General features: G+C 58.9%; 11 protein-coding genes. 8 read left to right on the top strand and 3 right to left on the bottom strand.

The features are described 5' to 3' along the window. The 7 genes from ABWQ00_RS15260 to ABWQ00_RS15230 all read left to right on the top strand — a co-directional run. Positions 1-516, top strand: a 516-nt coding sequence (locus ABWQ00_RS15260) for a TetR/AcrR family transcriptional regulator (protein WP_353239516.1), incomplete at its 5' end; no start/stop codon positions are given. A gap of 98 nt (positions 517-614) precedes the next feature. Continuing rightward, the gene (locus ABWQ00_RS15255; protein ID WP_353239515.1) at positions 615-1151 is read left to right on the top strand and encodes a TRAP transporter small permease; all 537 of its coding nucleotides are present in this window, start codon (positions 615-617) and stop codon (positions 1149-1151) included. A gap of 17 nt (positions 1152-1168) precedes the next feature. After that, positions 1169-2446, top strand: a complete 1278-nt coding sequence (locus ABWQ00_RS15250) for a TRAP transporter large permease subunit (protein WP_353239514.1) — start codon at positions 1169-1171, stop codon at positions 2444-2446. Between the two features lie 92 nt (positions 2447-2538). After that, positions 2539-3534, top strand: coding sequence for a TRAP transporter substrate-binding protein (locus ABWQ00_RS15245; RefSeq protein WP_353239513.1), 996 nt, complete (start codon positions 2539-2541; stop codon positions 3532-3534). Positions 3535-3616: 82 nt separating this feature from the next. Further along, on the top strand, positions 3617-4450 hold the full coding sequence (locus ABWQ00_RS15240) for a shikimate dehydrogenase family protein (RefSeq protein ID WP_353239512.1): 834 nt from the start codon (positions 3617-3619) through the stop codon (positions 4448-4450). A gap of 41 nt (positions 4451-4491) precedes the next feature. Then, entirely contained in the window at positions 4492-5367 is an 876-nt protein-coding gene (locus ABWQ00_RS15235; protein WP_353239511.1) for a 4-hydroxyphenylpyruvate dioxygenase, read from the top strand. 8 nt (positions 5368-5375) lie between these two features. Then, complete coding sequence (locus tag ABWQ00_RS15230) at positions 5376-6257, top strand: sugar phosphate isomerase/epimerase family protein (protein ID WP_353239510.1); 882 nt, start codon at positions 5376-5378, stop codon at positions 6255-6257. A 67-nt stretch (positions 6258-6324) separates the two neighbouring features. Here the strand turns inward: ABWQ00_RS15230 and ABWQ00_RS15225 are convergent, their stop codons facing one another. The 3 genes from ABWQ00_RS15225 to ABWQ00_RS15215 all read right to left on the bottom strand — a co-directional run bounded on the left by ABWQ00_RS15225 (position 6325) and on the right by ABWQ00_RS15215 (position 8152). Next, a complete protein-coding gene (locus tag ABWQ00_RS15225) occupies positions 6325-6642 on the bottom strand; it encodes a helix-turn-helix domain-containing protein (RefSeq protein WP_353239509.1) in 318 nt (105 codons plus the stop codon). After that, positions 6642-7028, bottom strand: a complete 387-nt coding sequence (locus tag ABWQ00_RS15220) for a type II toxin-antitoxin system RelE/ParE family toxin (RefSeq protein ID WP_353239508.1) — start codon at positions 7026-7028, stop codon at positions 6642-6644. Before ABWQ00_RS15220 ends, ABWQ00_RS15225 begins: the two co-directional genes overlap by 1 nt. 149 nt (positions 7029-7177) lie before the next feature. Then, entirely contained in the window at positions 7178-8152 is a 975-nt protein-coding gene (locus ABWQ00_RS15215; RefSeq protein WP_353239507.1) for a Bug family tripartite tricarboxylate transporter substrate binding protein, read from the bottom strand. A gap of 79 nt (positions 8153-8231) precedes the next feature. On the opposite strand from ABWQ00_RS15215, the gene ABWQ00_RS15210 reads away from it, so the two are divergent. Further along, positions 8232-8703: DUF3047 domain-containing protein (locus ABWQ00_RS15210; RefSeq protein WP_353239506.1), on the top strand; the 472-nt coding region annotated here is incomplete at its 3' end.

Raw genomic sequence — 8703 nt, 5'->3', positions numbered from 1 at the left:
CGCACCAGCAAGCGCATGATTTATTACTACTTCGGCAGCAAGGACGGGCTTTACCTGGCCGTGCTCGAAGAGGCTTACCGCCGCATGCGCGCCATCGAGTCAGACCTGCACCTAGGCGATCTGCCGCCGCTGGCAGCCTTACAAAAATTGGTTGAGTTCACTTATGACCACCACCGCGACAACGAGGACTTCATCCGCTTGGTGATGAACGAGAACATCCAGCGCGGTGACTACCTGCGGCAAAGCAACAACATCCAGCAGCTCAACTCCACGGCCATTCGCGCGGTGCGCGATGTGTACGAGCGCGGGGTGCAGGACGGCGTGTTTCGCCCAGGTCTGGAGCCGGTGGACATCCACTCGGCCATTTCGGCCTTCACGTTTTTCAACGTGTCCAACCGCCACACCTTTGGCGTGATTTTTCAGGACAAAGCCAGTCCCACCAAGGCCCAGACCCTCAAGCGCGAGCATGTGGTGGAGCTGATCCTGCGCTTTGTCAGCCATTCCATTCCGGCATAACAGCTAGCCCGGCATGGCGCAAAACATAGGGTAAGCACCAATCCCATAAAAACTAACCAGTTCGTACATTATCGAGAGTCCTGAATCGGAGACGTGTGTTGGTTCAAAAATTCATTGATGGTTTTTGCAAAGTCCTGAGCGTCGTCATCGCCCTGTGTTTGGCGGTGATGGTGGTGCTGGTGTTTGGCAATGTGGTCATGCGCTACGGGTTCAACTCGGGCATCACCTTGTCAGAAGAACTGTCGCGCTGGTTGTTCGTCTGGATGACCTTCATGGGCGCGGTGGTGGCCCTCAGAGAGCATGGCCACCTGGGCACCGACATGTTGTTGAGCCGCTTGGGCCCGCTGGGCAAAAAGTGTTGCTTGGGTTTGTCTTACCTCACCATGCTGCTCATCTGCTGGTTGCTGTTCAAAGGGGCCTACCAACAAACCGTGATCAATCTGGGCAGCACCAGCGCGGTGATGGAAGTGTCCATGGCTTGGGTGTACGCCCCTGGCGTGGTGTTTGCGGTCTTGGGCGGATTGATCTTGCTGACCGACTTGTTTCGCTTGCTCACCGGTCAAGTGCGCGATGAAGACTTGGTCATGGTGCAAGAGTCCGAGTCGGCACCCCACACCAGCCACGGCAAAGATTGAAGGCACAGGACACGTACATGACGATCGCTGTTTTTATTTTTTCTTTGCTGGGCGCCATGGCCATTGGCATTCCTATCGCGTTTGCGCTGATGGTTTGCGGCGTGGCGCTGATGTGGCACCTGAACATGTTCGATGCCCAAATCCTCGCGCAAAACCTGCTCGAAGGTGCCAACAGCTTCCCTTTGCTGGCCGTGCCGTTTTTCATGCTGGCCGGCGAGATCATGAACGCAGGCGGCTTGTCGCGCCGCATCGTGAACTTTGCGATGGCTTGTGTAGGCCACATCAAAGGCGGCCTGGGCTATGTGACCATCATGGCGGCCGTGATCATGGCGGCCCTGTCGGGCTCGGCCGTGGCTGATGCGGCGGCGCTGTCGGCCCTGCTTTTGCCGATGATGGTGGCCGCTGGCCATGACCGGGCTCGCTCGGCGGGTTTGATCGCCTCGGCGAGCATCATCGCCCCGGTCATTCCCCCCAGCATCGGCTTTGTGATCTTTGGCGTGGCGGGCAATGTGTCCATCTCCAAGTTGTTCATGGCCGGCATCGTGCCCGGCATCATGCTGGGGGCCGCGCTGTGGGTCACTTGGTGGTGGTTGGCGCGGCGTGAAATGGTGCAGGTGCCGCCACGCAAATCCATGGGCGAGGTCCTGGTGGCCATGCGCGAGGCCACTTGGGCGCTGGTGATGCCACTCATCGTGGTGTTTGGCCTGAAGTTCGGTGTGTTCACCCCCACCGAAGCGGCAGTGGTCGCAGCGGTCTATGCCTTGTTCATCTCCACCTGTGTTTACCGCGAGTTGGGCCTCAAAGACCTGTATCCCTTGTTTGTCAGCTCGGCCAAAACCAGCGCGGTGGTGATGTTCTTGGTGGCGGCTGCCATGGTCTCGGCCTGGCTCATCACCGTGGCCAACTTGCCAGCGCAGTTGATCGAAATCTTGCAGCCCCTGCTCGACAGCCCCCGTTTGCTCATGTTCACCATCATGGTGATCATCATTGTGGTCGGCACCGCGCTCGACATGACGCCCACCATCTTGCTGTTGACGCCAGTGCTCATGCCCGTGGTCAAGGCCGCAGGTATTGACCCGGTTTATTTCGGTGTGCTGTTCATCATCAATTGCGCCATTGGCCTGATCACACCGCCCGTGGGCACGGTGCTCAACGCGGTGGCGGGTGTTGGAAAAATCAGCATGGACGAAGTCACCCGAGGGGTGATGCCTTTCATGATCGCCCAGTTCACCATCATGTTTGCCATGGTGCTCTTCCCGGCCTTGGTCATGGTGCCAGCCCGCTGGTTTTATTGATTCCTCGGGGGTCGTCTGACCGGGTACGCCAGACGACAAGCCCCACAAACGACGAGCGTACGTCCGATTCACTTTAATTTTGGAGACATCTCATGAAACGTGTATTCATCAAGTCCTTGATCGCGACCGTGGCTTTGGCAGCGGTGGGTGTGGCATCGGCACAAGACAAAACCATCAAGTTCGCCAACCAGAATGCGGCGGGTCACCCCATCATTCAGGGCATGGAGAAGTTCAAGGAAATCGTCGAGAAAAACTCGGGCGGCAAGATCAAAGTCAACATCTTCCCCGGTGGCGCTCTGGGCAGCGACCAGGCCAACGTGTCGGCCTTGCAAGGCGGCACACTCGAAATGGCGTCCATGAACTCGGGCATCTTTGCCTCGCAAGTGCGTGAATTTTCGGTGTTTGACTTCCCCTTCATGTTCGCCAGCGGCCAAGAAGCCGATGTGGTGGTGGACGGTGCTTTTGGTAAAAAAATGCACGCCCGATTGGAAGAAAAAGGCTTGGTGGGTCTGGGCTTTTATGAACTGGGCTTTCGCCACCTGACCAACGGCCGTCGCGCCATCAACAAGGTGTCTGAAATCGAAGGCCTGAAACTGCGCGTGATCCCCAACCCGATCAATGTGGACTGGGTCAAGGCACTGGGTGCCAACCCCACACCACTGCCCTTCCCCGAGCTGTATGCAGCGCTGGAACAAAAAGCCGTGGACGGCCAGGAAAACCCAGTGGCCACCATCAACGGCGCCAAACTGTTTGAAGTGCAAAAGCACCTGACCTTGACCGGCCACCAGTACAACCCCCAGTCGGTCGTGATGAGCAAAAAGTTTTGGGACACTTTGTCGGCCGCTGAAAAGAAAATCGTGAGCGACGCAGCAGCAGAGTCCTCCAAGTTCCAGCGCACCCAAGCGCGCGCCCAAGAGGCCAGCTTGCTGGAGAACCTGAAGAAAAACGGCATGCTGGTGACCAGCTTGCCCGCCGCCGAAGTGGCCATCTTGCGCGACAAGATGAAGCCTGTGATTGCCAAGCACGGCGAGGCAATTGCCGCCACCGTGACCGAGCTGCAAGCCGAACTGGCCAAGCTGCGCAAGTGATGGCGCAGGCCATGGCCCAGCGCAAGCTGGCCATGGCTTTTTTCTCTGAACGGCATTCGCCCACCTGGTTTCACCCTGCACCATGATCAACGGTCACACCGAACTCATCGCCCACATCGGCTTCCCCACGCACACCTTCAAGTCGCCGATGATTTACAACCCGTACTTCAACGAGGCGGGCATCAACGCGGTGGTGGTGCCCATGGGATGCAGGCCAGAGCACTACGGCGCACTCTTGAAGTCGGTGTTCCTGCTGGAGAACATCCGGGGCGCGCTGATCACCATGCCGCACAAGGTGAGCACCGTGGGTTTGATGGATGAAGTCACCGCCACCGTGCGCGTGGCGGGGGCTTGCAACGCGGTCAAGCGCTTGGCCGATGGTCGCTTGGTGGGCGACATGTTTGATGGCGCAGGCTTTGTGCGTGGCGTGCAGCGCAAGGGCTTTGACCTGCGCGCCAAACGCGTACTGGTGGTGGGCACGGGCGGTGTGGGCTGTGCCATTGCAGCATCGCTCGCGGGTGCGGGCGTTGCGGCCATCAGTTTGTTTGACGTCAACAGCGCTTGCAGCCAAGCACTGGCCCAGCGACTGCAAGACAACTACCCCCATATCGAGGTCCGCTCCGGGTCGAACGATCCAGCGGAGCACGATCTGGTTGTCAACGCCACACCCTTGGGCATGAACGAAGGCGATCCGCTGCCCCTGGATGTCTCGCGGCTGTCGCCCGAGACTTTTGTGGGTGAGGTGGTGATGAAGGCCGAGACCACCGCTTTTTTGGCGGCTGCCCAAGCGCGTGGCTGCCGCACGCAGGTGGGCACCGACATGCTGTATGAGCAAATCCCCGCTTACTTGGAATTTTTTGGCCTGCCCACCACCACTGCCGAAGTGCTGCGCCGTGTGGCGCAGCTGAGTTATTGAGCTTTTTTGTAGGTCCTACAAATTGCAACTGGAGCGACGAGATGAGCTTGAACAAAGTGGACCGCGAGGCCGTCCCTGAAATGCCCAACCGCTTGGGCATCGCAGGCATCGAATTCATCGAATACGCCACCAGCCGCCCCCAGGCACTGGGACAGGTGCTGGAGAGCATGGGTTTTCGCCCGGTGGCCCGTCACCGCTCGCGTGAGGTAACCTTGTACCGTCAGGGCAGCATGAACCTGGTGGTCAATGCCAGCCCCGACGATGCGCGGGTCAGTGGCACGGTGGATGGCCAACCCGTGATCTCTGCGGTGGCGTTCCGCGTGCATGACGCGCTGAAGGCGCACACCCGCTGCCTTGACCTGGGCGCTTGGACCGTGGACAGCCACGCGCAGGCCATGGAACTGCACATCCCCGCCATCCACGGCCCGGGCGGCAGCCGTTTTTACTTTGTCGACCGCTGGCAAGAGTTCTCGATCTACGACATCGACTTCAAACCCATCCCCACCGTGGACCCGAACCCGCCTGCGCTGGCGGGCATGCGCTACTTTGGCGTGGTGCAGTACATCGGTGCTGCCCGCAGCGCCGACTGGCTGACCTATTACGAACACATGTTCGACTTCAGCAGCATTCCCGACGAAGAGCGATTTGGCATCTTGCCCAAGGGCAAGCTGATGAAAAGCCCCTGCGGCAGCTTCTTGTGGCAACTGGTGGAGCCCGAGCCCTGGATGGATGCCGACGACAGCCCAGAATCTCTGCAGCGCATTGGCTTGGGCGTGCCCGATGTGGGTCAGGCCGTGGCGGCGCTCAAGGCGCGCGGGGTGGAGTTTGTCGAATCCACCCAGTTGCACCCCGAAGACCGGGGTGCGCTCACCCGCTCCACACTGGGCTCGGTGGCCTTTGAACTGGTTCATCAGTGAGGCCGCACATGAACTTGCTCGACGGCTACGGCATGGACACCATCACCATGGCAGGCACGCTAGAGGCCAAGCTGGCCGCCATGAAGGCGGTCGGTTTTTCTCAGGTGATGCTGATGGCGCGCGATCTGGTCACCCACCCTGGTGGCGTGAAGGCTGCGGTGGAGGCTGTGCGCCAAAGCGGCATGCGGCCCACAGGTTTTCAGGTGTTGCGCGATTTTGAAGGCCTGTCAGGGCACCTGCACAGCTACAAACTCGACATCGCCAAATCGATGCTCGAGATGTGCGCCGCCACTGGCAGCAAGGTCTTGCTGGTGTGTTCGTCCACTTCGCGTCACGCCACACAAGACCTCAACGCCATCGCCGCCGATCTGAAAAAACTCGCCATGCTGGCCGTGCCACTGGGCATCCAGATCGCTTACGAAGCCCTGTCTTGGGGCCGCACGGTCAACGAGTTCACCACCAGCTGGGACGTGGTCTGCCGTGCCGACTGCCCCAATCTGGGCATTGGCATCGATGCCTTCCACATCTTCGCAGCCAAGACCTCTTTGGACGCCATCGAAGAACTGGACCCGTCCAAGATCTTTTTGGTCCAGCTGTCGGACTTCATGTGGCAAGAAACCCCCACCTTTGAAGAGCGCATGACCACGGCACGCACTTTCCGTGTGTTTCCGGGCGAGGGCGTGCACAGCGAACAGCTGGCCGACCTGGTGCTGCGCCTGGACCGCATTGGTTACCGGGGCGATTACAGCTTCGAGGTGTTCAACGACGACTACCAGCAACTGCCGCTGGACACGGTGGCCGAACGCGCTCGGCGCAGTGCCACTTGGTTGCATCAAGACGTGTTGCACAAAGCAGCGCCCTTGCCGAAGTGGGCGCTTGGCAGCGCCTGATTCTCAGAGTCAACATGATGCGACGTCCCTGAAGTTATACCTTCAGCCAATTGAGCGAGTGCGCTTTTCAGAGAACCGCTTCCAGCCCTTTTCTTTCCAGCAAACTCAGCAACTTGAGTGATGGTCCACTGGGCTTTTTGTCACCCAGTTCCCACTTCTGAATGGTTGAAAGGCTGGTGTTGAGAATGGCTGCAAAAACCGCCTGACTCACATGTTCTTTTTCACGTAATTGACGAATCTGACCCGGGGAGATCGGTTTGACCTCCAGATTGCACAGGGCATCAAATTCAGCCATGCGTCTTTTGCTGATCAATCCAGCACGGTTAAGACCCATCGCTGTTTCATGGACTTCCGACAAAATTCTGCTTTTGCGTTTGGTCGACATTATTCTTCTCCTTGCAATTGAAACAACTGACCCGCGCCGACAGCCACGGCAATGGCTTGTTGATCTAAGTCCAAAAGCGAAGCCGCCAATTCCTGTAACACTTTGAGTTCGCTGGCATCGATGTTGGATCGTTCATTCTTTTCAAAACCGAATAAGAAAATCCAACGCTGTTCAAACTTGGTTGCAACAATTGTCCGAGCCCCAGCGCTTTTACCGCGGCCACGCAGTGCCACTCGCTTCTTGACCAAGTGACCGCCCAGATTGGCGTCAATCAAACCTTGCACCATTTCTTCCGCTGCACCCAAAATGTCCAAATGGGTGACTCGGCTCTTTCGCATCCAGCGTGCAAAAGGCTTGGTAACAAAGACTTGCGCGATTTCAGACATGCTCAAATTATTGCACTAAGTGCAATAATTTCCAAGCAATCATTCAATAGGTAAGCCACCTGTGCCGTTCAAAAAATTCTGGCAAGTCACAGGTGGCTCGCACAAGCGGTGGCGGTAGCCCAAAGATTGGGGGCTACGCCACCAACAGATCACTGCTGCGGTATCCCCGCCTTTTGGATCACGTCGGTCCAGCGTTTGATGTCGGCATCGAGCAACTGGGCCAGTTGAGTGGGCGTGCTGGACTGGGCTTGCACGTTGAAGCCGGCCAGGCGCTGCACCATGTCGGGCGCAGCCAGCACCTTCACCAGTTCGGCGTTCAGGCGACTGACCACGGCAGGGGGGGTCTTGCCGGGGGCGGCCAAAGCGTTCCAGGACGACACATTGAAATCGCTCAGGCCTGGCAACTCGCGAACCACCGGGGTGTCGGGCAGGTCTTTGGGGCGCTTGGCGCCCATCACGCCCAGCAGGCGCACGGCTTTGGCGTTGATCTGGGGTTTCAGCGGGCCCAAGATTTCGACCGCCACATCGACCTGACCGCCGCGCAGGGCATTGATCACGGCGGGTGTGCCGTTGTAGGGGATGATCTGCGCAATCAGGTTGGCTTGCGTGCGAAACAACTCGCCTGCCAGGTGCTGGGTGCTGCCAATGTTGATGGTGCCCATGTTGAGCTTGCCCGGGTTGGCCCGGCCAAAGCTGACCAAGTCGGCCAAGGTCTTGTGCGGCGATGTTTCGGGCACCACGATGGCGATGTCAAACAGGCCGAGCAAAGACACTGGGGCAAAGTCGGTGCGGGGGTTGAAGGGCAAGGCCTTGAACAAGCCCGCACTCACGGCCGTGCCGTTGGACATGAGCAACAAGGTGTGGCCATCGGGCTCGGCACGGGCCACCTGTTCGGCCGCCACGATGCCGCCCGCGCCGGGGCGGTTGTCGATCACCACCGGTTGACCCAGATTGACCGAAAGCTGTTGGGCTACAGCCCGAACCGTCAAATCGGCCACACCACCCGCGCCAAAGGGCACCACAATGCGCAGCGGTTTGCTGGGGAAGCTGCTTTGGGCCCAAGCGGTATTCAATGCCCCTGCGGACAAAAGGGCAGCTTGCAGGAGGTGGCGGCGATTTAACATCTTGTCACTTTCGTCAGATTTAAAAAACCTCATGATAAATGGCCCAACAGTTGCACGCCATGCGCTGAAACCCTCGGCTATGGCTTTGCGCCCGTTCGTTCGGTGCTTGTGGGTGGTGGCTTGTTGTTGGGCCTTGGTGGCTTGTTCGGTGGTGCCCCAAAGCCAGCAGGCCGACAGTTCCCCAAGCTCTCCAAGCCCCGCACTTTTGCAACAACTGCCCTTGCATTTCAGCGCCAAAGACACCGCGCAATGGGACAAGATGGTTTTGCCGGGCAAGCTGCGCACCGCTTACAAACTCGAGCGCCAACCCCAAGGTTACGCCCTGCAGGCGCAGGCCGAGTCATCCGCCAGCATGCTGCGCCAGCGTTTGCGCATTGCGCCAGAGCAATTGGGCCGACTGACGTTTGACTGGCGGGTGGAACGGCTCATTGCCGGGGCCGACATGGAGCAACGCGAAACCGAAGACTCGCCCGTGCGCCTGATTTTGGTGTTTGAGGGCGACAGCCAGCGCTTCAGCCCCCAAAACGCCATGCTGAGTGAACTCACCCACA

Source organism: Limnohabitans sp. (assembly GCF_040400975.1).
Lineage (GTDB): Bacteria > Pseudomonadota > Gammaproteobacteria > Burkholderiales > Burkholderiaceae_C > Limnohabitans_A.
This window is presented reverse-complemented; position numbering and strand designations above follow the sequence as displayed.

Excerpts from the sequence above, each read along its gene's own strand:
- ABWQ00_RS15250 (WP_353239514.1), top strand. The coding sequence starts at position 1,169 with ATGACGATCGCTGTTTTTATTTTTTCTTTGCTGGGCGCCATGGCCATT.
- ABWQ00_RS15245 (WP_353239513.1), top strand. The coding sequence starts at position 2,539 with ATGAAACGTGTATTCATCAAGTCCTTGATCGCGACCGTGGCTTTGGCA.
- ABWQ00_RS15240 (WP_353239512.1), top strand. The coding sequence starts at position 3,617 with ATGATCAACGGTCACACCGAACTCATCGCCCACATCGGCTTCCCCACG.
- ABWQ00_RS15235 (WP_353239511.1), top strand. The coding sequence starts at position 4,492 with ATGAGCTTGAACAAAGTGGACCGCGAGGCCGTCCCTGAAATGCCCAAC.
- ABWQ00_RS15230 (WP_353239510.1), top strand. The coding sequence starts at position 5,376 with ATGAACTTGCTCGACGGCTACGGCATGGACACCATCACCATGGCAGGC.
- ABWQ00_RS15225 (WP_353239509.1), bottom strand. The coding sequence starts at position 6,642 with ATGTCGACCAAACGCAAAAGCAGAATTTTGTCGGAAGTCCATGAAACA.
- ABWQ00_RS15220 (WP_353239508.1), bottom strand. The coding sequence starts at position 7,028 with ATGTCTGAAATCGCGCAAGTCTTTGTTACCAAGCCTTTTGCACGCTGG.
- ABWQ00_RS15215 (WP_353239507.1), bottom strand. The coding sequence starts at position 8,152 with ATGTTAAATCGCCGCCACCTCCTGCAAGCTGCCCTTTTGTCCGCAGGG.